We start from the raw sequence: 25,252 nt of genomic DNA, 5'->3' as shown, positions 1-25,252 counted from the left end.
AGCAATTGCTTTTCCTTATATCACGTCTTCATATACCGCCTCAGCATTCTTCAATTTTTCAACATCTTCTTCTACACCGCTTTTTGCATTAATAAAAATACGATAGGTGTCATCATCGATTGTCCCAAGGAACTCATAACAAAGCACTTCTTCGTTAAGGTCATTTATAATAATGGCCTGCCGGTCTTCCATTACTTTAAAGTTAGGATTCACCTTTGCTCGAGCTTGTTCTAAAGAAATAGCAGGTTTTTCTATTTTCCTTGTCTGAAAAGATTTTAAATACTCCTCAGCGGATACACCAATAATATCGCCATTGTCCAAAGCAACTTTAACTTTAATCGATTCAGGGTAAATTCTAATACCATTTATTTTTGAAACAAAATTGAAAACACCGATATTGTCATATTGTGTGCTTTCAAATATCTCTAAATCTTTAAAACCTGTTTCTTTTAGAAAAGTTGCCGCCTTATTATCAGCATCATTTAAACTGAGAACTTGTTTTTTTACATCCCGATGGTTAATAAACCAAATGGGATGTCCCGCTTTTTTGGTAATGTCCATACTGCCTTCATCACCGGTTTTCTTATTTTTTATGGAAACACTATAAAAACCATAATTGGAACCTTTTCCATTTTCAGTAACTTTCACTTCGGAATTCCCATCAATTTTCATATACTTTTTGGCGATCTTAATTGCTTCTTGCTTGGAAATCGTTTTTCCTTTGATTTTTTTAAAATTTTCATCCTTTTTTTGCATATTTACAAAAGTTGGGCCCAAGTCCGATTCTTCATAGCCTGTCACTGTCTTTTCTACAGATTTAAAGCCGTCAATAATCGTATTATCCGTAGATTCCTTGCCAGAAGCCAGGGCAAGTTCAACATCCATCCAGCGAAGGTTATTTTTTAGTACCATATGCTGTACATTTCGAAGGTCATCCTGAATATCACCAGATTGCTTATAAAGTACCTTTAAAGTGTTGTATTCATCCTTTGACAATGGTTCCTTGTCTAAATCTCTAACAGCGGTTCGATAGCTAAAATTTCCAATTTTAGCCAAGAATTCCTCCGTCTTGTTAAAAGGTAGTAATGTTAACGGCAGTTGCCCTACATCACTATGTGCTTCTGAAGTAATCCTCCATACCTCAATTAACGATGGAGACAAGGATTGCCTTGAATTCATTGCAAGGGTTGTTCCAATCTTATCGTGTAATAAATCCACTTGATAGGAAAGATCATGGAATGCTCGTTGATAAGTATTTTCTGCATTTAATAATATTGCATTTTTTTCCTGATGTTCTTGGTAGCCCCAATAGGCTGTTCCCGCGACACCTACAGCGAGAACACCTATTAATATTCCTCTAATCAATTCTATTCACCTCTCTACTTGCAAAAAATATGTTTCCCGATTCGTTTTATTTGAGGTCGTCCCCATATCCAGCCGCTAGTAGCAGTATCTGGGTTAAAATAGTATAATGCCTCTCCAGTTGGATCCCAACCATTGATTGCATCTACTACGGCCTTCTTAGCATTTTCATTTGGTGTTAGCCAAATTTGCCCATCAGCAACGGCCGTGAAAGCACCAGGCTCAAAAATTACTCCTGAAACTGTATTAGGAAATGTTGAACTATTTACCCTATTGAGAATAACAGCTGCAACAGCAACTTGACCTGTATAAGGTTCGCCCCTTGATTCTCCATAAACGGCATTAGCCATCAATTGGATATCATTTTGTGAATAACCATTTGGTATGTTAGCAGCTGTTGGCTTTTTGGGTGTCCCTTTATTTGGTAAAGTGTTTTTTTGACCTGTATTTTTTGGTGGAGCTGTATTTTTTGGTGGAGCTGTTTTTTGGGGTGTTTGTTTTGCTGGTGCTTTGTTTGCTGGATTAGGGACACTTTGTTTACTTTCATCTACCCCACCGTAATGTGTAAATTTGTTACCTGAGTTTATTTGCTTTTTTACAAACTGTTCATTGTATTTGCTTGCTTTGGCTAGTTTTAATTTTGTTGGCCATCCCGCCAATCCATCAATTGGCAGCCCAAATTCATATTGAAAATTTCTTAACGCCCAATACGTACTCCATCCGAATACCCCATCAATCTTCCCATTGAAAAATCCAAGATACTGGAGCCTGGATTGCAGTTCAATGACATCATCACCTACCGCACCTTTTTGGATAATCTGATTACTGAAAGCTCTGACCTCCTTGCTTTCAATAAATGAAGATGTCCCAAACATAAGAAAAATTAATAAGGAAAATTTTAGCAGGATTTTTTTCTTTATCATGGAATATTAACCCCCATTGTAAATCTTTTATCAGTAAACCTATTTTTTGTTTAAATGGTGTTTTTATTCCATCTTAATGAGAATAAAAAAAAAACCCTTTACAAGTGAAGGGTTTTTTGGACAGCATATTGTTTTTTCATATGATTGGCACTTAATATTTTAGCTTTTTTCACTTTCCTTAGTCCAAACCACCAAAGAAAAATCATAAAAGGAAAAATAATAAAGAGCCAATTTTCTTGGGAAATTAAGATAAAATCGTATGCACCGTGGAGAAGAAATGGTAAGAGAAGGGAAAATATAACCCATTTAGCTTTATTCCCTTCCGTAAACTTTGCTTTCCCAATATAAAAGCCCATAATTACACCAAATAGAGCGTGACTTGAAACAGGTAATAATGCACGTGTTACCGCATGTTCGATTCCATTAGCTATTAAATAGAAGACATTTTCTATTGTAGCAAAACCAAGTGAAACAGCTACTCCATAGACAATTCCATCAAAGGGTTCATCAAACTCTACATGCTGATAGACAACATAAAAGAGGATAAACCATTTGAAAAACTCTTCAAATAGACCTGAGCTAAGAAATGCATTGAAAAGATCAGATTTAATTATATGTTCTGTTTCAAGTACATGCTGGATAAACATGATTGGAAACACAAGAAGGGCTCCGTACATAAATGTCCTTAGAACGAAGGATATTGGCTCTGAGTCATATTCATCTTTTAAATAAAAATAACTAAGTAAGGCCAGTCCGGGGGCAATTCCGGCGGATAATATTCCCAGCATGATGAACCTCTTTTCCAATCCATTTTCTTAATCGTATCATGTATTCTCTATAAAGAAAATGAAAGATTCATTCCATTTATTAAGCCGACTTCAACCGTTTGACATTTGGTTATCTTAAAATTTAATTTCCTTCAAATTGCTAGCAAGGGCTACAGCCAATTTAATTCTTGCTTTTTTGGAGTCGTTGTCACTCCCTAGAATAACTCCCTTATTAAAAAGATCAAAGGCACTTCCTTCATAATCATAGGTTGTGTATACTGAACCCTCTTCTGCGCTAGTAGTGACAACCAGTTTAATTCCCGCTCCAATAGCTTTTTCAATTTCTGCCATCATTTTAGGGGCAACCTGACCACGTCCCACTCCTTCTAGGACAATCCCAGCAATCCCCGCCTCACGAGCTGCCTTAATAAATTTCCCATCAGCTCCAATATAGCATTTAATGATTTCGACTTGAGGAATAGATGATTCTATTTCAAAATACTCTCTTTTGATTGGTTTTTGAAAAACATGAACTTGATCGTTATCAATAATGCCAAGATAGCCAAATCCAAATGCATTGAAACCCTGGATATTGGATGCATGTTCTTTTTTTACATATCTTGCAGCAAATATTCGTTCATTAAAAACGACCACGGTGCCAGCATCCCTTAAATCATGAGAACAAGCACAATAAATGGCATGACGCAAATTAATATATACATCGCTGCCTAAATCCTCAGGCGAGCGCTGGGAACCTGTAACGACAACAGTTCTTGGGTCTTTAATTGTTAAATCAAGGAAATAGGATGTTTCTTCCATTGTATCCGTTCCATGTGTGACAACCACGCCTGAAACATCTTCATCCTTAAAATAGTCCTCAATTTTGTTTTTTAATAAAATTAAATCATCAAATGTGATATGAATACTAGCTTTTTGAAAAACAGATTCAATAACGACTTCAATGTCCTTTGGCAAATTACACATACTAGCGAGCTCTTCACCAGTTAACGCACCTGAGGCTAATTTTCCTGAATCTTTATTTGGCTTGCTTGCTATTGTTCCACCTGTTGTTAATAAGACAACTTTTTTCATCATTTTGTCACCCTTTTTGCATCTTTTTCTAGGATTGAGCAAGCAATTTCCCCACCGTGGAACCTGCCATTTTCAATGAATATTTCATTTGCGTTATTTCCTGCCGCAATTACACCTGCTATATATATTCCCTCAATATTTGTCTCCATTGTGTCTGCATTAAAGAAGGGTCGCCCTGATTCCCCATCTATTTTAACACCCATGTTCCGTAAAAATTGATGATCTGGATGGTAGCCTGTCATTGCAAATACAAAATCATTGCTTATCACATTTTCGTTATGGTCTTTTATATATACAACTTGATTTTCCGTTATTTCTTTTAGGGTAGCGTTAAATTCCATCAAAATGGTTCCCGCCCGGACCAACGCTTCAAATTCAGGAAGAATCCATGGCTTTATACTTGGAGAGTATTTTTCACCCCGATATAAAACTGTCACTCTTGCTCCAGCCTTCACAAGTTCTATTGCAGCGTCAACACTAGAATTTTTCCCACCAATCACACAAACATCTTTATCATAAAATGGATGGGCTTCTTTAAAATAGTGAAATACCTTGGATAAATTTTCACCAGGTACCTCCATATAATTGGGATGATCATAATAACCGGTTGCGATGATTACATAGCGGGCACAATAAGTATTTTTATTGGTATAAACATGAAACAGCTCACCTTGTTTTGATACACGAGTAACTTTTTCAAACGCATTTATTCGTAACTGTTTCCGTTTGGCAACTTCTCGATAATAAACAAGCGCCTGATTCCTTTTAGGCTTATAATGTTCTGTAATAAAGGGTACTTCGCCAATTTCTAATTTTTCTGCTGTACTAAAAAATGTTTGATGTGTAGGGTAGTGATAAATTGAATTCACCACATTTCCTTTTTCAATAATAAGTGGTTTTTTCCCTATATCCTGAACTGCGATCGCCGCTGCTAAACCACATGGGCCACCGCCAACAATAATGATATCTTCTATTTGCATAATAAGTACACCCCTTAAAACAATCATTCAGGATAACAAAAAAACTCCTATCGTCTATGATAGGAGTTTTTTCACTATGTTTCAATGGTTAAGTTTTAAATCCAGCCTCTAAAACGGCTTGCCTCTGCCATTTTTCTAACTCCAACCATATATGCAGCAAGTCGCATATCGACACGGCGTGTTTGGGCAGTGTCATAAATATTGTTAAAGGATTTTATCATTACCTTTTCCAGTTTTTCTTCTACTTCTTCCTCAGACCAATAGTAACCTTGGTTATTTTGAACCCATTCGAAATAAGAAACGGTTACACCACCGGCAGATGCTAATACATCCGGGACAAGGAGAACTCCTCGTTCTGTTAAAATCTCTGTCGCCTCTAGTGTAGTTGGACCATTTGCCGCCTCTACCACGATACTTGCACGAATATTATGAGCGTTTTCTTCAGTAATTTGATTTTCTATTGCAGCAGGAACAAGAATATCGCATTCAAGTTCTAGCAATTCCTTATTTGTAATAGTGTTATTAAATAATTTTGTAACCGTTCCAAAGCTATCTCGTCTATCTAATAGATAATCAATATCCAAACCATTTGGATCATGCAAAGCTCCGTATGCATCAGAAATTCCAATTACTTTTGCACCTGCATCGTGCATGAATTTAGATAAAAAGCTTCCAGCATTACCAAAACCTTGAATAACAACCCTTGCACCCTCAATTTGAATACCCTTCTTTTTAGCAGCCTCTTGGATACAGATTGTTACTCCTTTTGCCGTTGCAGACTCACGTCCATGTGACCCACCAAGAACAAGCGGTTTACCCGTAATAAAACCTGGTGAATTAAATTCATCAATTCGGCTATATTCATCCATCATCCAAGCCATGATTTGCGAATTGGTAAACACATCAGGAGCTGGAATGTCTTTAGTTGGTCCAACAATTTGACTGATTGCTCTTACGTATCCCCGGCTTAACCTTTCAAGCTCTCTAAAGGACATATCACGAGGGTCGCAGACAATACCGCCTTTACCACCGCCATACGGAAGATCGACAATCCCACATTTTAAGCTCATCCAGATTGAAAGGGCTTTCACTTCCGTTTCTGTCACACCTGGATGGAAACGAATTCCACCCTTTGTTGGCCCCACAGCATCATTATGCTGGGCACGGTAACCAGTAAATATTTTTATGGAACCGTCATCCATTCTAATTGGAATTTTAACTGTCATTAAACGTAATGGCTCTTTTAAGAGCTCGTATACCTCTTCAGGATAACCTAACTTTTCAAGGGCTTTATGTATAACGGTTTGTGTCGATTTCAACACATCATGCTTTTCCTCTTGATTAGTCTTTTCATTATCTTTATCGGCTACCATTTGTAATCCTCCCTAAAAAAATGCTACGAATGTTGTCAGCTTTCAGACACAAGTATACACCTTTAATTGATTTATGCAAGTGAAAAAAACAACTACCTGAACCATTATGTAAACGTTGCCAACTGCATTTTTAAAGGATTTCTAAAATTGCAATGGCTACAAATTATATCTTAATAACTTTTAATGATTGGAAGGGCGGTGGTTGCCCTTCTCTAACTTACTTTCTTAAAAAGCAGCTAAATTACTTGAAATATTGAAGAATAGTTTCCACCGCATTATTTTCGATTATTCGTTTCCCATACTCAGCTAAAACGTACGGACTTAGAATAGAAGCATTACCAAATTCAGATAAAACACAAGCAGCCTTAATATTATTTTCAGTTTCTAAATTATTCATTAATAAATAATAGCGGTTATGCATTGCATATAGGCTTCCACCAAAAATATTGACAGTGGACAGTCTTTTTGAAAGACCAATTATATCCTCAAAATCATCAAACTCATACAATAGGTCCTCAAAACCTTCCATCCTTACTTGCATTTCAATAAATCCATCGTATAGAATTTCCTCATCTTCAATTGCTTCATCAACGGTAATGATCAATATCATCCCCTGAGCCTGGAGGGAGAACACCTCTACCGCCACAGAACCTTGAATATCAACGTCAAATTCCTCACTTGCCTCTTCCACCATATCATGAAAAAGCTGATTCCATTTTATTGAGTCTTTCCAAATATCTTCTTTGGAGAGTCCCCTGTCAAATAAATCATCAGAGGTTAGAAAAATTTTTATTTTATTGGCCGTTAAGCGTTCTAAGCGCATGATTTTGCCCCCTGCCGTGACATAACTCTTGTTTTCAGTGTATGCCCTGGGGTCCTGTTGGTGAATTGTCTATATTTTTCCTTCCATATCAGAATTCCACTTAAGTGTAATCAAGTGACATTCAGCAGGTGCCCCCAACCTTAAAGGGATGGTCGTGGTACCATAACCATTACTAATAAGAAGAATGGTATTATCTAATTTTTTTATTTTCCCTCTTTCATGTGGACTATATCCTAAAATATGAATTTGCCCCCCGTGTGTATGACCACATAACACTAAGCGAATTTCATGTTCAGAAAGAATCTTATTTGTAATATCAGGATAATGGCTTGCTAGAATTTTAAAACTTTTCTCTTCTGCATCTAGTAAGGCTAAATCCAGACGATCTCGGTCTTGCTTTAAATCATCTACACCAAGTAAACAAAATTTTTCACCTTGGGCTGATTCAAAAGTCACAGCGGTGTTATCTAATACTTTAATACCTAACTCCAGGAGGATAGCATCTAATTTATGATAATCTACTTCATAATCATTGTTTCCCCATACAAAGTAGACAGGACCAATTTGCTTTAGTTTCAACAAGTTTGCTTTAACTTTCTCAAAAGGAACCCCTTTTTCTGTTAAATCTCCGCCGATTACAACTATATCTGCCTTCCCCTTAACAGGGTTAATAATTTTATCAGATATCTTTCTCCTATGAATATCCGAAATAAAAAAGATCGAAACACTGCCTAGAGATTTAGGAAAGTCTGAAAAAGATAATTCATGTTCTATTACTTTATTTAAAAATGCTTCACGTAACATATATATAAGAAGACATCCACCACCGATGAACAGGACAACTAAACTAATAACCATATTTCCTTTTCCCCATTTCTTAACTTAAAGTTCAATGGAAATCATACCATAAAAAAGACTTAAACTAAAAAAGACAAGGGTTTGCTCCCATCCCATATTAAAAAGAAGGAAAAAAATAATAAAAAGGAAGAGATATTCCAAGAAAAGATTCATACCTAATTTTTCTCGTTTCTGCCCTATTTTTCTTGTCCTATGTAACAGCTCACGAATAACTTTTCCGGTAACGAGAAATCCAATAAAAAAAACCACTGAAGCTACAAAAAATTTTAATGGATTTATTACAAGCCCTATAAAGAACTCAGAAAGGACAAATGGATGAGGAATCGTAATCCATTTAATGAGCAGATATCCACTTAGAAAAATAACCAAATCCGTCAATACTTTTTTATACATAAAAATCCCTCCCATACAATGTATGAGAAGGATTGAAAATATTACCTAATTCAGTTATTGGTCCTCTTCGATACTTAAAATTCTGAACCCATGTTCTTCCAGCCTCTTTGTGAATTTGTCAATATTGTTCTTCTTTTCAATCTTCATTACAATTCTTCGGACAAGTTTATCAGTTTCATCAAAAGTAACAAGAGAAATAATATGTTCATGGAATTGATGGGCAATTTCAGACAGACGAGCAATCCGACCTTCAGTTTCAACTGATGTAAAGGCAATCCTTACTCCTGGGCGATTTACACCAAATGCACTCTCAAATGAACTGATTACATCCGAACGAGTAACCACTCCAAGGAAATTTTTGTTTTCATCAACAACAGACAATAAAGGAAAATCCTTTAAATCAAGAAGAGTTTTCTCGAATAGTTCTCTACCCTCTAAAAACTTATCTTGATGTGTAGCAATATCTTTTACAAAAGTTGAGGTTAAGTACTCATCCTTTTGTTTATCAGAATGAAAGAAACTTTCATAAATACAATATCTCGTCGCAACCCCTACATACTTATCTCCATTTAAAACCGGTAGTCCATCAATTTGATGTTTTTCTAATCTTTCCAAGGCCTCTTTCAGTGTCGTATTTTCCTGTGCAGTAAAACATTCATGCTTTGGAATCATAATATTTTTAACAAACAATTCCCATCACCTCAAAATTGATTATCTGTATTATCTATTATACTTCGACAATCCTTAGATAAACCCCTCTATATTTTAATAAGATAAATGTCATAGAAAAACGAAAAATTCATATTATTAAATGATGTTGAATAAAGGGAGGGCTAAAATGAATACACACTTTAAATCCTATCATCCTTATGCGAGTCCGTTTGACCCTTGCAAGCCAATACTTGAAAAAATTTACTCAACTCCGCCACATTTATATATGGGCTTTCAACCACCTAATCTTCCACAATTTTCGCCGCAAGAAGCACTGAGAGCTGGCACGCTTTGGAAGGACTTCTATGATCCTTGGTACAATTCGTTCGAGAAAGCAAAAGGGGGCCTGCCAACATGACACAGGTCCCTGCCGAATATTATCAAATAATGGAGCAGCTTCAAACGGTTGACTTTGTTTTAGTAGAACTCACATTATATTTAGATACCCATCCTGATGACCTAGAGGCAATCAATCAATTCAATCATTACGCAAAAGAACGTAAACGTATCAAAAAGGCATTTGAAAGCCAATTTGGTCCATTGCTTCAATTTGGAAATAGCTACTCCGGATATCCATGGAACTGGAAAGATACCCCATGGCCGTGGCAAGTTTAATTAAAGGGAGGGAAGAGCTCAATGTGGGTTTATGAGAAAAAATTACAGTACCCAGTTCGAGTCAGTACTTGTAATCCAACATTAGCAAAATATTTAATTGAGCAATATGGGGGTGCCGACGGCGAACTTGCTGCTGCACTCCGATACTTAAACCAACGATACACAATTCCAGATAAGGTAATTGGTCTTCTAACAGATATCGGTACAGAAGAGTTCGCCCACCTCGAAATGATTGCTACAATGGTCTACAAATTAACGAAAGACGCCACGCCTGAGCAAATGAAAGCAGCAGGATTGGGAGCACATTATGCTGACCATGATAGTGCATTATACTACCATAATGCCGCAGGAGTCCCATTTACAGCTACTTATATAACCGCTAAGGGTGATCCAATTGCAGATTTATATGAAGATATTGCAGCAGAAGAAAAGGCAAGGGCTACCTACCAGTGGTTGATTAACATAAGTGATGATCCTGATATCAATGATAGTCTGCGCTTCTTACGTGAACGGGAAATCATCCATTCGCAACGCTTCCGGGAAGCTGTGGAAATATTAAAAGACGAACGTGGTAAAAAGACTATATTCTAATAAGAAAAGCGGAAGCGCCCGTTTAGCGGCGTATGGACTGGAGCGCTTCGACTGAGATAAAGGAAACACGGAGAGCGCTAGCGATCCGATGTTGACTTATCGTAGGGAGAAGAGCGAAGTCCACTAGACGCTGGGCGCTGGAGCTAGACAGTAATCTAAGTTCAAAATCTTATACTTAGTTATCTCGATAAAAATAAGAAGCAGTTTAGTTCTGCTTCTTATTTTTTTTCATGATATAGGTTTATGTCATATTTAGTTTTCATCATTTCAAAAACAATGTGACGTGATTTCCATTCTTCTTCTTTTTTCCAATAATCCTTACTGCGATCGACAATTTCACATCTTAATTCATGATATTCCTTTTCTGCTTTGTCTTTTTTTGCTTTCAGTAAATTCATTGTACCGTACATTCCGACACAAAAAACCAACAATGTCAAATTATTGGAGTCATTTACAAACGCCGAAAACATTGCAGCAAAGGAATAGGAATAAATACTGGCAACTGTGATATACAAATAGGTTAAGAAACTAGCTGCTAAAATAATTGTGGCCCAAATTGAAAGAATATGCCGCTTTTTAAAACGGTCAAATTTTTCTTTTCGTTTTCTTACATTTTCAAGAGCCTGCTTGGTTGCCTGATCAGTATTTTCAAGTAATTGGATTGGAGAATCCATTTTTATCACGCTCCATTTCTCTGTATATACATATGAACTTGTCCCTTCTATTATGTTTTTCTATTAAAAAAAAACCGATCACTTTTGGATCGGTTAATTGTTTATTGGTATTTTCAAAACCTGCCCTGCATTTAGTTGGTTACTCGTTAGATGGTTTGCCTCCATAATAATATCCATTCCCTTTGGGGATTGATAATACGTCATTGCTATCCTATAAAGGTTTTCATTTGGTTTAACCGTATGAGAAATGATTTTACTAGCTTCTGGTTCTGTCGATACTACGCTAGTTTCTGACTCTTTTTCTTTTTCACCATTAATATCTGATACCTGAGAATCCGTTTTGTTTTCATTTGTACTCTCGGGTTGAACAGATGTATCCACAGCCGTTTCAGTCTGTTCTACTCCGGCGTTAGATTCTACGCTAGGTTCTTCAGAATCGTTAGCTTCAGAAATTGCTTCCTTCGTTTCATCGGGATTTTCTTGGGTTTCCTCGTCATCTTTAGAATTTTCCAAATTAATCGTTTCATACCCTACTGTTTCTTCTGATGATTTTTCAACCCCATTTATTTTTTTAGCACCGTCACGGTAAGAGATTACACTAAATATGATTATAGGCAGGAGGATAAAGAACAAAACTAATAGACGAATAAGTGGATATTTTAGCTTCCATTTTGTTTTTTTCTTCTTTGGACGATGTATCTGCTCCCGTGGAGGCAAAACTTCCATGTCTTCGACTTTTTCATTAATTTTTTCTATTCGCTGTTTTAATCTTTCCGCTTGGTCCCTGAATGGTTCTTCATTATTCATGGAGCTACTCCTCCCTATTCATCTTCTCTGATTGGTTGTTTAAATTTTATATAGACTCCTAATAAAAAATCAATGACAAAATGCATAACAATTGTGACTGCTAAATTGTCTGTCCACTGAAATATTAAACCAATAAAAAAGCTTAATACAACAATATTTACAAACAAAAACCAATTAAAAAGGTATCGATAGTGGATGATTGCAAAAATAATACTTGCTAAAATGAGGCCTACTTTTGTTTGAATGATCCCTCTAAACAATAATTCTTCACTAAAAGCTACTAAAAGGGCAATGATAAAGATATGAAACAAATTTCTATTTTTAAATATTCTTTCATTCAAACCGCCATCATCATAAAAGGACGAAGGCAGCGATTTCATAAAAAGAATATCGGCCATAACCACTGTAATACCGGCAGGGAGACCGATTGATATAATATGAAAGTCATTCAAAGAAATATTATCCAAATAGGAGAAATGGTCAAAAAATATAAATCCTAATATCAATGAGATCGCACAGAGAATTCCCTGTGTCATGTAAAGGTGAAAAAGCAAATCTTTATCCGTTAATCCATTAATTAATTCAAAATACTTTTTTTTCATTCCCTCAACTCACAATTGATTAGAATTTTAGCAAGATAGTCGTTCCAGTTTTTTTCATTTGTTTTTACTGAAGGAAAATGATTAGAATTATTAGTTTGATAATCATTTATTTGAAGCCCGCAAATGTCGCAGCATGGATTTAGCTTGTTAGACAATATTTCATCAAAATAATGTAAAATATATTCACGTCTGCAAAAATTGGTTTCAATCCATTTTTTCATGCAATAAATATTATTTTTCTTAATGGATAATCTTTCCTTAACAAAATCATTAATAGTGCATTGTAACTTTTCAAGGCTAGCCATTTCTAGAAATGACTTATTTACAAAGTCCTCAACAATCCTCCATTGAATATCGGTAAAACCGCCAAGCTCCATTAGTTTCGTATTTAGATTGATCTTTCCATCCTTCAGAAGATGGTCATGTTCTACCTTTTTAAACAACCAGTCTATTTGGTGTTCAGATGGCAATTCATTCTCTGCAAGCTGGATTGGAAGCTGTTCATCCCCTGGCGAATATAAAAGGATGGCAATACTCGGTTCGCCATCACGACCTGCCCTTCCGATTTCCTGTAGAAAAGATTCTATTTGCATTGGCATGTGATAGTGAATAATAAAACGGATATTTTCTTTATTAATACCCATGCCAAAAGCACTCGTAGCACATATTACATCTAATTGCCCATAGATAAACTGTTGTTGAATCAGTATTCTTGTATTTTGATCCAATCCGCCATGATAGGCCATAGACAGACAGATTCCTTTTTCTGTTAGTAAGTTCGCCATCTGTTCGGCAGCTTTTTTACTTGAAAAATAAATAATTCCCGGTTTTTTCAATTTGGCAACAAACTCGAGGACACTGGCTTGTTTATCGCGGTAATCAAATAGTTCTTTTACATAAAAGCCGATATTGGGTCGGTCTATGGTCGATTCTATTTTTACTATTTCCTCTAAATCAAGTGAAGCAACAATGTCCTGTCGTACCTTTATTGTAGCTGTCGCTGTCAGTGCAAGCGTTAGTGGATTACCGAATTTCTTTCGAATCTCACCTAGTTTTGAATAATCCGGGCGAAAATCAAAGCCCCATTGGGAAATACAATGGGCTTCATCTACAACAAACAATGCAATCGTAAGCTCTTGAAGTTTACGAAGGATATAGGGAACTCTCAACATTTCAGGTGATATGAAGATAAATTTATATTGACTTAAATGATGTAGGGCCCTATTTCTTTCCTCTCCCGAAAGAAAAGAGTTTAAAGCAATGACTCTCTTTTCACCAAATCTTTTAAATTGTTCCACTTGATCCTGCATTAATGATAGAAGAGGAGAAATAATTAAAATTTGCCCCTCTAAAATAATCCCAGGAAGTTGGTAACACAGGGATTTTCCAGTTCCAGTTGGGAGCATGGCCAGTGTATGCTGCCCAGCAAGAATCGAGGTGATTACCTCTTTTTGTCCAGTCTTAAACGTTTGATAACCAAAATGTTTTTTTAAAACCTTTTCTAATTCCATTATCTATCACCATATTTCGCTAATACTAACCTAATTTGAAAATAAGTAGCAGTATCTACTTCTTCTCTTATCACTTTTAGCTGTTTGGTTACTTTTTGCCGCGAAACTTCCAAAATCTTATTTTGTAACTCACTATCGACGTAGGTATCAATGGAAAAATCCTTTACATTTAAGGCTAATTCAACAAGATGATCTTCTATTGTACTTAATTTTAAGTGTCTGAGATTTGCAATCATATCAAGGCTATATCCTTGTAATAATAATGACTGTGTTTTCCTTGAGGAAAGGGTTAATTCATCATCTTGCATTAGATCATGGATAAGATAAGGTAAGATTTTAAACTGATTACCGTCTTCCATTATTTTTTGAATCAAGTAATGAAGGGCATTAGTAAACCCAATCTGATAATCGTGAAAATCCAAATTCAGCTTTTTTGCTACTTGTAGAGGGGTTAATCCAATCTGCTGAAAACCAGTTAACCGAAACACTAAAAGTGATGGGTCCATGTCTTTCACTGTATTAAAACATTCATTTAACTCTGAATAGACAGTAGTCCCTATCTCCATCCTAGGTACGGTGATAACCTTTAGAGTAGATTTTAACCAGATATGGACGTCTTTGTTTTTTTGAATGGGTATATATCTTGATTCCCCAAAAGCAAGATTGGATACTACCTGAATTAGTAGGGACAATCTTTCCCAAAATAGAGAGGTTATTTGATGAAAGGTCCAGCCATTTATATATTTGGGCAATGGTTTGTTTTCTAGAAGTGTCATTCCAGAGGTCGTTACATCGAATCGTTGTTCCCCTTTATTTAATAACCAATTTTTTTCTACCATTGATTGATATATTTCATCAAAGGAGTCCCTTGTTAATTGCTCATAAATCCCAAAAAATTTTTTTAATGAAAATAGGTGGGCGTCTTGGATAGTTTGTGATGATTTTTTTCCATTCAACAGGTGATAGACGGAGTAAATCGTCCGTTCCCTGTTTAATTGTTTGACACTATATAGAATAATGGATTCAATTTGCATTATATGAGTCCCCCACCATTTTTCGTACATTATCGACAAAATATCCATTTTTCTTCTTTATTCTACCATGAAATTAAGTGGACTGTTGTCCAAAAATGTATAAGAATTAGAAATTCAACCATATAAACTACAGGAATATGGGTATTTTTCTATTGAAAAGTTATCGATACAGTTTTACAATAGATATGAGTTATCCGTTTTCAATTTGATAATGGAAAATGTGTAAGAATAATTTTGTTTATATTACTGGGAGGTTTTTTTTCATGGCAAAGTACACAATTGTGGATAAGGAAACTTGCATTGCATGTGGGGCTTGCGGCGCAGCAGCACCAGATATTTATGATTATGATGATGAAGGCATTGCATTTGTAACTCTTGATGATAATGAAGGAATTGTTGAAATTCCAGATGTATTAATCGATGATATGATGGATGCTTTTGAAGGCTGTCCTACTGATTCCATTAAGGTAGCTGACGAAGCTTTTGATGGCAATCCAACTAAATTTGAATAATATTTAGGTAAAACAATTGTTAAGCTACTGCCTCTCTCCTTTTTAAGGTGAGAGGTTTTAATTTTTTACAAAAAAACAACAGGAGGAATAAGTCCATCCTGTTGTTTTTATTTATTAGACGCTTTTAATTGTTGTGTTCTTATTAATCCATGCCTGCATCCGAATGAACAGAAGCATAAAGATGGATGACATCATAACACCTTTTATTAAGTTAAAAGGCAAGATAGCAGGGACTACCAAATTACGCATATCAGGGAATCCCATAAGAGCAGTATAAGCCGGTAAAATGAAGAAGTAATTTAATATACTCATCATTACCGCCATTATAGTTGTCCCGGCAATTAACGCTAATGTCATACCTTTTCTAGTTTTGAGTCTATTATATACGAAATATGTTGGCAGGATAAACACAATGCCAGCAGCAAAATTGGCTATATGGCCAACAGGAATTCCTGTAAAACTTCCTGTCTGAATATAATTAAGGACATTTTTAAAAAACTCAACTAATATTCCTGCAATTGGTCCAAAAATCAATGTGGCAATTAATGCTGGGATGTCGCTGAAATCGACAAACAAGAAATTTGGGAATAAAGGCAATGGAAATTGTATTAGCATTAACAGAAATGCAATACTGCTCAACATTCCAATTGACACATATGCCCTTACGTTCATTTTCCTCTGTTTCTTCATCTTCTTCATCTTCCTCTCTCCTTTTTTGATCCATCGCGTTTAGGAAGAGAGGTTCAGCAAACAGTCGAGTCCTAAGTAAATAAAAACTCCCTCAAGAAAATATACTTGAGGGAGTTTACAAAGGCACGCTTAATAAACGTTCATTAAACATTAATTTTTTGAACGTCTGCAGAACCTCCATCTTCTCCCATCCAGACTATACTGTCGGCTTTGGAATCACACCAAATCCTGCCAAAACGGCTCGCGGGCTTATGAGTTTCACTCAAATACCGCCGATCGGGAATTTCACCCTGCCCCGAAGATAGATCGATATTTAATTACAAATATAATTATACTGCTTCCTGCATTTTTTGTTAAGTAAAAGGTTTACGTTTTAACACATTTGTAACTTCTACAACAAAACCCGCAGACACGTGGGTCTACGGGTGGATTATTATCTCAATTTATATTTAATACTTGCTTAGGTTTGATAAGATCCGAGGACAGATGGTTAAGTTGTTTAATACGTGTTACCGTCATATTTCTTTTCTTCGAAATGGAGTACAATGTGTCGCCTTGTTTGACGATATATTGCTTTTTTCCTTTCTCTGTTTTGTCTTCCTTTTCAAGTTTTACATGGGAGCTTGCTTCTAATACATCATCATTGATTCCAGCTATTCCACCCTGTACATTCTCGCCTGTGTCCGCTTTTCCTAAGAACTTTTCTGGATCCAATGCATATTTCTTATCATATCTCCACTCATGCTGGTGGGTTTCAAAATGAAGATGGGTCCCAGTAGCTTGTCCTGTTCTCCCCATTTTCCCTATTAAGGTTCCCTGCTTAATACTTTGACCTTCTAATACAGTTCGCTTGTTTAAATGGGCATAGACAGTAACAAAATTACTTGGATGTTTTATAAATACTACATTTCCATATGTATTCGAATAATAGGATTTAACTACTTGACCATCATCGACGGCAAGAACAGGGGTGTTCAATTTTCCAGCAATATCAATTCCCTTATGTTTACCCATTCTCGTTCCATATGTATCAGAAATAATACCGTCTGCAGGCCATATCCACCCATCCTTTATCTCTTTCTCATCCTTCATACTTGCTTCGGAATGTATTCCACCAAAAAATAACAAACTGACACATAGCGCCATAATTAGGGCAATAAGAACCCTTTTTATGTAGTCTCGCATTTTCTTCATTCAACCTCCTTAGTTCTTTTCCTCCTCCACACAATATGTTAGTTGTTTCACCTTTAGAACATGTTCCTTTGTGGAGGAGCGATTAGACATACTCGTTATAATTTGGAGATTATAGTTATTTTATTCATGATAAAAAAAATCAACCACTTGGGGTTGATTGAGAATTAATTATTGAAGCGTCCGTAGGTTCGGAGCACGTGGGACTTTGTTTTCCTTTGATAGGTTAAATGTTCCGATTTTTTTTATAGGCGGATTTTTTATAATGACTTTTTCTAAACCAAATTCTTTAGCTGTTAATAACAAGGACTCATAAGCGTTAATCGTAACTTGGTCTTCTCGTAGACTCGAATTTTCATCTATTGTAACAAATAAAGTTTTTTCTTTAATGGATGCATCCTTAATCGGCAGAGCTGGAAAAAGTGAACTTTTTAACCCTAATAAGGGCTGATCATTCTTCATTGCCTCCAAAGCCCTATTAATATCAGTATACGTCTTTACTGATGGAACTAAGTAGGGGATTTCACTATCTTTAGAAAAATAAAAGAAGAAGGCATGATTCTTCTTTTGGACGACTTCAATTTGCTCTTTCCTGCCAAGATTCCCTAGTTCTATTCCAGGCTCACCATTTGTTGAAAATTGGATTTTTTTTATATGACTGTTAGAAGAAATATCTTTTTGTAATACATTCATAAAATTTGTTTCTGTTGTTGATCCTTGGCCGTACTGATGGGTTGACGGCACATCAACCAAAACAGCTTTATTTTTATTATCAAGCCTCAGCGTAGCATTAAGTGGATAAAATTCGCTTAAACCCCATTCTTCTTCCTTTAAACTCACCATGTTTTCATTAAATATAGTTAGCCATGATTTGTCATTTGAATCATTTACTATAGTGGAAACTGGAACAAGTATTTGCGCTTGTGGATCTGGAATCCAATAAGTTAAGACCCTTCCATTGTTTACATCATCATCATAGACTGCTGTTTTCAAAAGTTCATTATTCTCAGCTGCAGAAAAGGTCTTTGCTTTTAAATTGTCATCTTCTTTTTTCAAAGCAATGGAGGAATCTTCATCCGCTGTTTGCATTTCCTGCCCAGATGAAGCATTTTTTTGACTTGCTTTATCCTCTGAGTATTGGGTTCCGACCATTAATTTAGGAACTAAGATGAAGAAAATGAGCAATGCACATGCAGTAGCGAGGCCAGGCAGGAGCCATTGTTTTATTTTTGTCTTTTTTATAGAAAGATTCTGATAAATGTCACGAGGATTGCGATCATCTTGTATTTTGGGCATTTGCCTTAATAGTTCTTCGAGCTGCTTATCGCTCCACTCTGACTTTTTCACTAGCCGCTACCTCCTTCTGATAAGACATTTCCATATGTTTCTTCAATACCTTTAACGAACGGTGCTGTGTCGTTTTCACCTTGCTTTCTGTCCATCCTAATGCTTGGGCTGTTTCAGCAATCGATAAATCTTGAATATATCGCAGAATAATAACAGATCTTTGATCCATTGTGCAATAGTCTAGACAGTTGTAAACCCACCTGATTTCTTCCTTTTGTACCGTGATTTCTTCTGGTATAGGATATCCATCTCTCAGCTGATCGGTGGACCAATCAAATTTTTCGAGTAAACGCTCTTTCCATCCCTTTTGTTTTCGGAAGAAGTCAATGGCTACATTTCTTGCAATCGAAAACAACCAGGTTTTCTCACTGCTTTTCCCTTCAAAACGGCGATAAGATTTAAAGACTCTTATATAGACTTCTTGGACAAGATCCTCGGCATGTTCTTTGTTCCTGACCATATAAAATAGAAATTGAAAAACGTCATGATGATATTTTTGGTAAAGTTCATCGAAAACGGAGTCCATCAATTCCCCTCCCCGTTCATAATATTAGTCGATTTATATGTATAAAAAGTTTCACCTTATAAATATAGACTTTTTTGTAACAAAAAGGAAGGTATAAATTGGAATCCATTTCCCAAAAATTTGATACAAAAAACTCATCCTGTAAATGGATGAGCTCGGTCGCTTCCGCTTTTAAGTTTATCTAGCTGCAGCGACCAGCGACTAGTGGATTGGCCCTCTCCTCCTTGCGATAAGTCAACATCGAATCGCTAGCACTCTTCGTGTTTCCTTTATCTCATGCGGAGCGGTTCCAATCCTGTCGTGCGCTAAACGGTCGCTTTCGCTTTTAAGTGTTCCTCGTGAATCAAGAACAATCGGCAAAATACTTGTTCATTTTACTATTTTCGAGGCACTAAAAAGGAAAATGTCGTTCCTTGACCGAGTTTACTCTGAACAGAAATATGACCACGATGTGCATCCATAATATTTTTAGCTATGGCTAGTCCAAGTCCTGTTCCTGCTCTTCCTCTCGTTCGAGCTTTATCAGCCTTATAAAACCGTTCAAACACAAAAGGTAAATCTTCGTCAGGAATACCCGCCCCAGAATCTTTAACTCTAATCCTTACGCCCTTATCTTCTGAAGTCACACTTAATTTAACAGAACCGCCTTTAGGTGTATGTCTAATGGCATTATCAATTAAATTTGTGAGAACCTGTTCGATTCGATCAGGATCAAAGGAAATGGAGGTGATTTCATTATCTATCTCTGCAAATAATTGAATTCCATTTTCTTTAGCTAATCCCTGGAACTTGTGGATAATTCGATTGATAAAAGAAGAAATATTAGTTTCCTCCATTGTTAATTGAAGATGTCCTGCTTCCATTCGGGCTAAATCTAGCAATTCATTGACAAGCCGGCCCATACGCAAGGATTCATCATAAATGACTTTTGCCATTTCCTTTTTCTCTTCTTGGGATTCAGCAATATCATCAACGATTGCCTCACTATAGCCCTGCAACATCGATATTGGCGTTCTAAGCTCATGAGAAACGTTTGCAATAAAGTCTTGTCTCATTTTATCTAACTGTCTTTCCTCGGTCATATCCCGCAGAACGGCTACTGCACCGCGAATAAAACGGTTACTATATAATGGACTAACTAGAATGACCCAATGTCTGCCTTGGAATGAAATTTCACCCATTTGTTCTGCTTCAGTATCGACTGCTTGCTGAAATAGATCCATTATCTCTGGTGGTATGGCTTCGGAATCCGTACTAATTCCACCCATTTCATAATACCAATATTGAAGAAAGCGGTCTGCTGGAGGATTGGTGATTAGAATCGCCCCATCCCGATTAAAGGTAATAACACCATCTGCCATACTGCTTAGGATACTCGATAATTGCTCTTTTTCTTGGCTAAGTGCACTCATATTGAATTTTAATTGTCTACCCATTTGATTAAATGCAGTTGCTAGTTCCCCAATTTCATCATGTGTAAGGATGGGTACTTTTGTATCGAATTTCCCTCTGGCCACTTCAAAGGCTGCTTCTCTCATCTTTCTTAACGGAGCTGCAATTCTTGTGGACAAAAAGAAGGCAAAAATAGTTGTAAGGATAATAGCTACACCCGCAACAAGTAAAATAAATTTAGTTGTTTCATGGGTTGTTTCTTGCATTACTTCTAATGATTGATAAATAAAAACGGCACTTTTTTCTTCCCCGGGCAAATGCAAAGGTACACCAATAATTGAATACTTAGCTTCCTTTTTTTCTTCATTAAAGGAAAGGGTGGAAATCTTTTCAACAGTCCTATCTTTTTTTAATACTTGTGATAATGTCGGGTCATTTTTAATATCAGTATAGGATAACCTATTTGAAAGATTCGTGTTTGGAGAGTAATAGATTTCACTCTCATTTTTAACAATTACTACATTGTTGACATTATCAATAATTTCCCAGGATATCTCTAATCCAAGTGGTAATTTTTCATTAGGATGTTTTTCTAAAACATTTGCAATTTTCTCAGCTGTATTGGTCAAATCCTTTTTCATCTCAAGAGTATTGTAGTTTTGGAAAAATTCGAGAAGCATGATTGTTAAGATGAATAGCACAAAAGATACTAATAAAAGGATCGTTAACCATAGCTTTCCTACAACACTTCTTAATAATGTCATTCATTAATAACCTCAAATTTATAGCCTACGCCCCAAACTGTAACAATCATTCTTGCAGCTTGTTCAGATACCTTGTTTAATTTTTCACGAAGACGCTTTACGTGCGTATCAACTGTACGTAGATCCCCGAAAAATTCATAATGCCAAACTTCTTTTAGTAACTGTTCACGGTCAAAAACCTTATCTGGTGCCTTCGCTAAGAAATAGAGCAATTCATATTCTTTTGGCGTTAAACTTACTTCTTTACCATCTGCTGCTACCCTATGTGCGTCATTATCAATGGTTAAGTGTGGGAATACAATGACGTCTTTCGTTGTCGTTTCCGTTTGCAGGTAACTTGTTTGTGAAGACCTTCTTAACAAGGCTTTGACACGCAGGACAACTTCTCTCGGACTAAATGGTTTGACTATATAGTCATCAGTGCCCACTTCAAAGCCTTGGACTCGATTAATTTCTTCCCCTTTAGCAGTAAGCATGATTACCGGTGTTGCCTTCTTTTCTCTTAATTCACGACAAACTTCAATTCCGTCTTTCCCTGGCATCATTAGGTCAAGAAGAATGACATCATAGTCATTAGCAAACGCTTTTGCTAACGCCTCGGTTCCATCTTCTGCTTCATCAATTGTATAGTCTTCACGCTCTAAGTACATTTTTAATAAACGGCGAATTCTTTCCTCATCATCTACAACTAAAATTTTCACGTCTTTTTCCATTATTAATCCCCCCATGGAGTTTATTTTACAAAACGCTATTGTTTTATGCCATATTTTCGTGCTAATTCTCCTATAAAAAGTGTCAATAATTTGACAACGATAGCTACACTTGAAAATTTAATAAAAAGCCTTCACTTTTTGAAAGTGAAGGCTATAAAATTTTACCTATTGTGAATGTTCAACCCGCATAGGAATGTAAGCCAGCAATAACGAGATTGACTGCAACAAGGTTAAACATAATAATCACAAAACCAAGTACTGCTAACCATGCAGATTTTTCGCCATGCCACCCTTTTGAAAGGCGAAGATGTAAAAATGCTGCATAGAATAGAAATGTTATTAAAGCCCAAACTTCTTTTGGGTCCCATCCCCAAAATCGTGACCAAGCCATTTGTGCCCATATCATTGCAAAAATGAGTGCACCCAGAGTAAATACTGGGAAACCGATTAATACAGAGCGATAGCTAATTTCGTCAACAAAGTCTAGTTTAATGTTTTTAACTAGCGGTTTTAGTGCTGCAGCAATTCGTTTTCGTAATATTAATCTAATTAAGCCATAAATAACGAGTCCCGCCATTAATGACCATATTACTGTATTTAATTTTTTGGCATTAATAAAAGCTGGTACCTCGAACAAAGGCTTAAATCCATCTTTTGTTAGTAAGTCTCCTTCATGCGGACCGGAAATGGCAGGCATCGTATATTCAACAACTGCCTCGTTATCGTGTTTATCAACCCAATTAAATTTCTCATGGTAACCCAACCCTGAAAATATCGAAGATACGGCAACAAAACCAAGTACGGCGACTAATGAAAACATGACCATTTCAAGCCAAAAGGTTTGTTTGTTGGATTTTGTTTGATCAATTGCCTTTACGAGATAAATAAGCCCTGCCGCAAAGCTAATCGATAGAATAGCTTCCCCAATAGCCGCAGTAGTTACGTGAATATGCAGCCAATAACTTTGTAATGCGGGTATTAATGGCGTAATATCCTTTGGAAACATACTTGCATAAGCGATAACCAATATGGCGACAGGCATTGTAAATAATCCTAGTAAGGTTGTTCGATAAATAAAATAAATGACAATAAATGCACCTACAAGCGCCATTCCGAAGAATGTCGTGAACTCAAACATGTTACTAACTGGAGCGTGACCCGCAGCAATCCATCTAGTGATAAAGTAACCCAGTTGCGAAACAAAACCAACAATTGTTAACAGTACAGCAATCTTTCCCCATCTGTTGGTTCCTTCCTTTTCATTCGCTTGCTTCTTGGATTTAATAGACCCTCCGAAAAACAGGGTTGCAACTAAATATAGTATAAAAGAAATAAATAATAAATTACTACTAATCGTTGCCAACTAGACACTCTCCTTATCCTTAGGTTTATCAGTATCTTCCCTTTGAACTTGATCGTCTGGCATTTCAAGTTTCGTATCTGTCAAAACTGTTTCAATTTCTTTTTTTAGTCCATACCAATTTTTGTTTGTATGAGCTGCAACCCAAATTTGTCCATTTTTGTTTTGAATCCAAATTCGACGGTGATTCCAATAGGCTCCTTGCATGACGCCAATCATAAATATGATTCCACCTAATATAATTGCCCATAATGTTGAATCCTTCCGAACAATAAATCCTGAAACATTCTTTGTTTCGATTCCTTTAAATGCCATTTTATATTGATTAGCCCCAAATGGCTCGATGGTTTGCTTGATGGCAACGAAACTTGTTTCCCCTTTTGGCTTTTCAGGGGATACCATCCGGAAGACAAAGGCAGGGTTGTTTGGAACTCGTGATTTTGTTGTTGGCTCCCCATTTTCCGCAAATTCGAAATCTGGAAAGTAGTTTAGAATTTCAACAGAATACCCATTACCAAGATCATACTTCATCTTCGGATCTGTAAGATCAATTTTAAGATCGTTAATGGCTTTTTTCGTATTTTTATTTGTTAATGAAAATGACATCGTATTGAGTTCATTTCGGAATGAAGCTTGGAAGACAGAATAACCTTCAAAGGTGAGAGGGAGATTTACTCTTACCTTATATTCGGTTACTTTCTTGAGCTTTGGTTTCTCGCCAGGTAGATTATTTCCAACACGCTTATAAAGAACAACATTCGATTGATAATTTTTCACAACATCTCCAGCCATATTAATAGCCTTTTCAAATGTTTTGTCTTTATTTTTATCATAGTGTTCTAAAATAAATTTGTTATTTTGGAGATAGAACTGTCCTTCTGTTTCAGGAACAAGAGCTGTTTCTCCCTCCCTGACCCAAAGGTTCTCATTTACATACATTCCAGGAATAAAGCGCAGCATCCCGCCGAGTAAGAAAATAATTAATCCAACATGGTTTACATACGGACCCCAGCGAGAAAAACGCCCTTTTTCAGCTAAGATATCTCCATTTTCTTCGCGGACATGGTAACGTCTTGCCATTAAATGCTTCTTAATTAACGTAAGATCATTTTCATCTGCACTTTCGTTCACACCAAAAATGCGCTGACGTTTTAAAAAACCTTCGTGTCTTGTAACCCTTTGGGCCTTAAGGGCCTTATATAATGGCACCACCCGATCGAGACTACAAATGACCAAGGATATACCGATCATCGCAATTAATAATAAATACCACCAGGAACCATATAAATTATTAAAACCTAATTGGTAATATAATTTACCAACCCAACCATATTCCTGCTCGTAATAAACATCTGCAGGCAAGTCTATATACATTTCCTGCGGCAAAATCGTACCAAGTGATGAAGCAATTAAGGTAATAATAATCAGCCAAACGCCAACCTTTACTGATGAAAAAAAGTTCCATATTTTATCAATAAATGTTTTATTATATGTTTGTGAACGTCTTGCACTTCCTTCATAGCGCATATCGAGAAGTTCTGCAGGGCTAATTCTCTCATCCAGCACTTTTCCGCATGCCTCACACAAAACAGTTCCATGTGGATTTACATGCCCGCATTCACATTTAACATCTTTCATTGA

27 protein-coding genes and 1 riboswitch are annotated in these 25,252 nt (G+C 36.3%); of the genes, 4 read left to right on the top strand and 23 right to left on the bottom strand.

Annotated elements, in window-relative coordinates; genetic code table 11:
* Positions 1-15: 15 nt before the first annotated feature.
* From ypeB to COE25_RS04970, 10 genes are all read right to left on the bottom strand, one after another.
* Positions 16-1,365 (bottom strand): germination protein YpeB, encoded by a 1,350-nt coding sequence (ypeB, locus tag COE25_RS05015; protein WP_098931585.1) that lies wholly within the window; start codon positions 1,363-1,365, stop codon positions 16-18.
* Positions 1,366-1,379: 14 nt separating this feature from the next.
* Entirely contained in the window at positions 1,380-2,237 is an 858-nt protein-coding gene (sleB, locus tag COE25_RS05010) for a spore cortex-lytic enzyme (protein ID WP_373408546.1), read from the bottom strand.
* Positions 2,238-2,383: 146 nt separating this feature from the next.
* Positions 2,384-3,073: a glutamic-type intramembrane protease PrsW gene (gene prsW / locus COE25_RS05005; protein ID WP_098931580.1), complete on the bottom strand. Its 690-nt coding sequence runs from the start codon at positions 3,071-3,073 to the stop codon at positions 2,384-2,386.
* Between the two features lie 114 nt (positions 3,074-3,187).
* Positions 3,188-4,144 carry an asparaginase gene (locus COE25_RS05000; RefSeq protein ID WP_088088818.1) on the bottom strand — a complete coding sequence of 319 codons (957 nt, stop codon included), beginning with the start codon at positions 4,142-4,144 and terminating at the stop codon, positions 3,188-3,190.
* The gene (locus COE25_RS04995) at positions 4,144-5,124 is read right to left on the bottom strand and encodes a YpdA family putative bacillithiol disulfide reductase (protein WP_098931578.1); all 981 of its coding nucleotides are present in this window, start codon (positions 5,122-5,124) and stop codon (positions 4,144-4,146) included. Before COE25_RS04995 ends, COE25_RS05000 begins: the two co-directional genes overlap by 1 nt.
* A 95-nt stretch (positions 5,125-5,219) precedes the next feature.
* On the bottom strand, positions 5,220-6,497 hold the full coding sequence (locus tag COE25_RS04990) for a Glu/Leu/Phe/Val family dehydrogenase (protein WP_088088820.1): 1,278 nt from the start codon (positions 6,495-6,497) through the stop codon (positions 5,220-5,222).
* Between the two features lie 241 nt (positions 6,498-6,738).
* Positions 6,739-7,320, bottom strand: a complete 582-nt coding sequence (locus COE25_RS04985; protein ID WP_088088821.1) for a genetic competence negative regulator — start codon at positions 7,318-7,320, stop codon at positions 6,739-6,741.
* Between the two features lie 69 nt (positions 7,321-7,389).
* On the bottom strand, positions 7,390-8,178 hold the full coding sequence (locus COE25_RS04980) for a metallophosphoesterase (protein WP_088088822.1): 789 nt from the start codon (positions 8,176-8,178) through the stop codon (positions 7,390-7,392).
* Between the two features lie 24 nt (positions 8,179-8,202).
* A complete protein-coding gene (locus COE25_RS04975) occupies positions 8,203-8,571 on the bottom strand; it encodes a hypothetical protein (protein ID WP_098931575.1) in 369 nt (122 codons plus the stop codon).
* A 54-nt stretch (positions 8,572-8,625) separates the two neighbouring features.
* The gene (locus tag COE25_RS04970) at positions 8,626-9,261 is read right to left on the bottom strand and encodes a CBS domain-containing protein (RefSeq protein ID WP_098931573.1); all 636 of its coding nucleotides are present in this window, start codon (positions 9,259-9,261) and stop codon (positions 8,626-8,628) included.
* Between the two features lie 148 nt (positions 9,262-9,409).
* On the opposite strand from COE25_RS04970, the gene COE25_RS04965 reads away from it, so the two are divergent.
* The 3 genes from COE25_RS04965 to cotJC are packed head-to-tail and all read left to right on the top strand — an operon-like array spanning position 9,410 to position 10,488.
* Positions 9,410-9,640, top strand: a complete 231-nt coding sequence (locus COE25_RS04965; RefSeq protein WP_098931571.1) for a spore coat associated protein CotJA — start codon at positions 9,410-9,412, stop codon at positions 9,638-9,640.
* A complete protein-coding gene (locus COE25_RS04960) occupies positions 9,637-9,897 on the top strand; it encodes a spore coat protein CotJB (RefSeq protein ID WP_088088825.1) in 261 nt (86 codons plus the stop codon). The genes COE25_RS04965 and COE25_RS04960 overlap by 4 nt, the downstream gene beginning before the upstream one ends.
* Before the next feature lie 21 nt (positions 9,898-9,918).
* The gene (gene cotJC / locus COE25_RS04955; RefSeq protein WP_088088826.1) at positions 9,919-10,488 is read left to right on the top strand and encodes a spore coat protein CotJC; all 570 of its coding nucleotides are present in this window, start codon (positions 9,919-9,921) and stop codon (positions 10,486-10,488) included.
* A 218-nt stretch (positions 10,489-10,706) separates the two neighbouring features.
* On the opposite strand, the gene COE25_RS04950 is transcribed toward cotJC, so the two are convergent.
* The 5 genes from COE25_RS04950 to COE25_RS04930 all read right to left on the bottom strand — a co-directional run bounded on the left by COE25_RS04950 (position 10,707) and on the right by COE25_RS04930 (position 15,116).
* Positions 10,707-11,162 (bottom strand): YpbF family protein, encoded by a 456-nt coding sequence (locus tag COE25_RS04950; protein ID WP_088088827.1) that lies wholly within the window; start codon positions 11,160-11,162, stop codon positions 10,707-10,709.
* A 93-nt stretch (positions 11,163-11,255) separates the two neighbouring features.
* Entirely contained in the window at positions 11,256-11,969 is a 714-nt protein-coding gene (locus tag COE25_RS04945) for a LysM peptidoglycan-binding domain-containing protein (RefSeq protein ID WP_256942451.1), read from the bottom strand.
* Between the two features lie 14 nt (positions 11,970-11,983).
* Positions 11,984-12,571: a CPBP family intramembrane glutamic endopeptidase gene (locus COE25_RS04940; RefSeq protein ID WP_088088828.1), complete on the bottom strand. Its 588-nt coding sequence runs from the start codon at positions 12,569-12,571 to the stop codon at positions 11,984-11,986.
* The gene (locus tag COE25_RS04935; protein ID WP_098931568.1) at positions 12,568-14,082 is read right to left on the bottom strand and encodes a RecQ family ATP-dependent DNA helicase; all 1,515 of its coding nucleotides are present in this window, start codon (positions 14,080-14,082) and stop codon (positions 12,568-12,570) included. Before COE25_RS04935 ends, COE25_RS04940 begins: the two co-directional genes overlap by 4 nt.
* Positions 14,082-15,116: a YpbB family protein gene (locus COE25_RS04930; protein WP_180247415.1), complete on the bottom strand. Its 1,035-nt coding sequence runs from the start codon at positions 15,114-15,116 to the stop codon at positions 14,082-14,084. The genes COE25_RS04935 and COE25_RS04930 overlap by 1 nt, the downstream gene beginning before the upstream one ends.
* 263 nt (positions 15,117-15,379) lie before the next feature.
* Here COE25_RS04930 and COE25_RS04925 point away from each other — a divergent pair, with 263 nt between their 5' ends.
* Positions 15,380-15,628, top strand: a complete 249-nt coding sequence (locus COE25_RS04925) for a ferredoxin (protein WP_024030326.1) — start codon at positions 15,380-15,382, stop codon at positions 15,626-15,628.
* A 114-nt stretch (positions 15,629-15,742) separates the two neighbouring features.
* Here the strand turns inward: COE25_RS04925 and COE25_RS04920 are convergent, their stop codons facing one another.
* From COE25_RS04920 to resB, 8 genes are all read right to left on the bottom strand, one after another.
* Positions 15,743-16,327, bottom strand: coding sequence for an ECF transporter S component (locus tag COE25_RS04920; protein WP_098931563.1), 585 nt, complete (start codon positions 16,325-16,327; stop codon positions 15,743-15,745).
* Between the two features lie 166 nt (positions 16,328-16,493).
* Positions 16,494-16,625: riboswitch (FMN riboswitch) on the bottom strand.
* Between the two features lie 131 nt (positions 16,626-16,756).
* Complete coding sequence (locus COE25_RS04915; RefSeq protein WP_257208694.1) at positions 16,757-17,512, bottom strand: peptidoglycan DD-metalloendopeptidase family protein; 756 nt, start codon at positions 17,510-17,512, stop codon at positions 16,757-16,759.
* Between the two features lie 168 nt (positions 17,513-17,680).
* Complete coding sequence (locus COE25_RS04910) at positions 17,681-18,856, bottom strand: hypothetical protein (RefSeq protein WP_098931561.1); 1,176 nt, start codon at positions 18,854-18,856, stop codon at positions 17,681-17,683.
* Positions 18,831-19,382 carry an RNA polymerase sigma factor SigX gene (sigX, locus tag COE25_RS04905; protein WP_098931559.1) on the bottom strand — a complete coding sequence of 184 codons (552 nt, stop codon included), beginning with the start codon at positions 19,380-19,382 and terminating at the stop codon, positions 18,831-18,833. Before sigX ends, COE25_RS04910 begins: the two co-directional genes overlap by 26 nt.
* A gap of 377 nt (positions 19,383-19,759) precedes the next feature.
* Positions 19,760-21,538 (bottom strand): ATP-binding protein, encoded by a 1,779-nt coding sequence (locus tag COE25_RS04900; RefSeq protein ID WP_088088834.1) that lies wholly within the window; start codon positions 21,536-21,538, stop codon positions 19,760-19,762.
* The gene (locus COE25_RS04895) at positions 21,535-22,251 is read right to left on the bottom strand and encodes a response regulator transcription factor (protein ID WP_088088835.1); all 717 of its coding nucleotides are present in this window, start codon (positions 22,249-22,251) and stop codon (positions 21,535-21,537) included. The genes COE25_RS04900 and COE25_RS04895 overlap by 4 nt, the downstream gene beginning before the upstream one ends.
* Positions 22,252-22,429: 178 nt before the next feature.
* On the bottom strand, positions 22,430-23,614 hold the full coding sequence (gene ccsB, locus COE25_RS04890; protein ID WP_098931557.1) for a c-type cytochrome biogenesis protein CcsB: 1,185 nt from the start codon (positions 23,612-23,614) through the stop codon (positions 22,430-22,432).
* The gene (gene resB / locus COE25_RS04885) at positions 23,615-25,249 is read right to left on the bottom strand and encodes a cytochrome c biogenesis protein ResB (RefSeq protein WP_098931555.1); all 1,635 of its coding nucleotides are present in this window, start codon (positions 25,247-25,249) and stop codon (positions 23,615-23,617) included. It lies immediately after the preceding gene.
* Between the last annotated feature and the right edge of the window lie 3 nt (positions 25,250-25,252).

This window comes from Bacillus sp. AFS031507 (genome assembly GCF_002584635.1).
In the GTDB taxonomy this organism is placed as follows: domain Bacteria; phylum Bacillota; class Bacilli; order Bacillales; family Cytobacillaceae; genus Neobacillus.
This window is presented reverse-complemented; position numbering and strand designations above follow the sequence as displayed.

Excerpts from the sequence above, each read along its gene's own strand:
- prsW (WP_098931580.1), bottom strand. The coding sequence starts at position 3,073 with ATGCTGGGAATATTATCCGCCGGAATTGCCCCCGGACTGGCCTTACTT.
- COE25_RS05000 (WP_088088818.1), bottom strand. The coding sequence starts at position 4,144 with ATGAAAAAAGTTGTCTTATTAACAACAGGTGGAACAATAGCAAGCAAG.
- COE25_RS04915 (WP_257208694.1), bottom strand. The coding sequence starts at position 17,512 with ATGAAGAAAATGCGAGACTACATAAAAAGGGTTCTTATTGCCCTAATT.
- COE25_RS04930 (WP_180247415.1), bottom strand. The coding sequence starts at position 15,116 with ATGCAAATTGAATCCATTATTCTATATAGTGTCAAACAATTAAACAGG.
- COE25_RS04950 (WP_088088827.1), bottom strand. The coding sequence starts at position 11,162 with ATGGATTCTCCAATCCAATTACTTGAAAATACTGATCAGGCAACCAAG.
- COE25_RS04925 (WP_024030326.1), top strand. The coding sequence starts at position 15,380 with ATGGCAAAGTACACAATTGTGGATAAGGAAACTTGCATTGCATGTGGG.
- COE25_RS04980 (WP_088088822.1), bottom strand. The coding sequence starts at position 8,178 with ATGGTTATTAGTTTAGTTGTCCTGTTCATCGGTGGTGGATGTCTTCTT.
- COE25_RS04935 (WP_098931568.1), bottom strand. The coding sequence starts at position 14,082 with ATGGAATTAGAAAAGGTTTTAAAAAAACATTTTGGTTATCAAACGTTT.
- COE25_RS04945 (WP_256942451.1), bottom strand. The coding sequence starts at position 11,969 with ATGAATAATGAAGAACCATTCAGGGACCAAGCGGAAAGATTAAAACAG.
- COE25_RS04900 (WP_088088834.1), bottom strand. The coding sequence starts at position 21,538 with ATGACATTATTAAGAAGTGTTGTAGGAAAGCTATGGTTAACGATCCTT.
- sleB (WP_373408546.1), bottom strand. The coding sequence starts at position 2,237 with ATGTTTGGGACATCTTCATTTATTGAAAGCAAGGAGGTCAGAGCTTTC.
- COE25_RS04960 (WP_088088825.1), top strand. The coding sequence starts at position 9,637 with ATGACACAGGTCCCTGCCGAATATTATCAAATAATGGAGCAGCTTCAA.
- COE25_RS04895 (WP_088088835.1), bottom strand. The coding sequence starts at position 22,251 with ATGGAAAAAGACGTGAAAATTTTAGTTGTAGATGATGAGGAAAGAATT.
- COE25_RS04975 (WP_098931575.1), bottom strand. The coding sequence starts at position 8,571 with ATGTATAAAAAAGTATTGACGGATTTGGTTATTTTTCTAAGTGGATAT.
- resB (WP_098931555.1), bottom strand. The coding sequence starts at position 25,249 with ATGAAAGATGTTAAATGTGAATGCGGGCATGTAAATCCACATGGAACT.
- COE25_RS04995 (WP_098931578.1), bottom strand. The coding sequence starts at position 5,124 with ATGCAAATAGAAGATATCATTATTGTTGGCGGTGGCCCATGTGGTTTA.
- COE25_RS04920 (WP_098931563.1), bottom strand. The coding sequence starts at position 16,327 with ATGAAGAAGATGAAGAAACAGAGGAAAATGAACGTAAGGGCATATGTG.
- sigX (WP_098931559.1), bottom strand. The coding sequence starts at position 19,382 with ATGGACTCCGTTTTCGATGAACTTTACCAAAAATATCATCATGACGTT.
- COE25_RS04940 (WP_088088828.1), bottom strand. The coding sequence starts at position 12,571 with ATGAAAAAAAAGTATTTTGAATTAATTAATGGATTAACGGATAAAGAT.
- COE25_RS04985 (WP_088088821.1), bottom strand. The coding sequence starts at position 7,320 with ATGCGCTTAGAACGCTTAACGGCCAATAAAATAAAAATTTTTCTAACC.
- cotJC (WP_088088826.1), top strand. The coding sequence starts at position 9,919 with ATGTGGGTTTATGAGAAAAAATTACAGTACCCAGTTCGAGTCAGTACT.
- COE25_RS04990 (WP_088088820.1), bottom strand. The coding sequence starts at position 6,497 with ATGGTAGCCGATAAAGATAATGAAAAGACTAATCAAGAGGAAAAGCAT.
- COE25_RS04965 (WP_098931571.1), top strand. The coding sequence starts at position 9,410 with ATGAATACACACTTTAAATCCTATCATCCTTATGCGAGTCCGTTTGAC.